The 304-nt window shown below is 41.4% G+C and carries 1 pseudogene; it reads right to left on the bottom strand.

The features are described from left to right. Window positions 1-304 (bottom strand): annotated as a pseudogene (locus HC175_RS22690) (IS21 family transposase); the annotation flags it as partial.

Raw genomic sequence — 304 nt, 5'->3', positions numbered from 1 at the left:
AGTTATAGTGGCGGGCAAAGTCTTTAAAGCTCCGGTTGATCTCCGGCTCGTATTTACTTGCCCTGGTCACTGCCGATTTTAAATTATCTGATACAATGGCTTTAGGTACCCCTCCATAAAATTGTAATGCATTGCCGCAAGAAGTGATAAGATCCTCTCGTTTCTGGCTTAAGCTGGCCTCTACGTAAGTATACTGGCTATTGGGAAGGATAGCTATAAACACTTCTACAGGAATAAGTTCTCCGGTATCCTTATCAACGATATGCAGTTTTTTTCCCGTGTAATCAATATACATCTCATTACC

It is taken from the genome of Salinimicrobium oceani (assembly GCF_012037645.1).
This window is presented reverse-complemented; position numbering and strand designations above follow the sequence as displayed.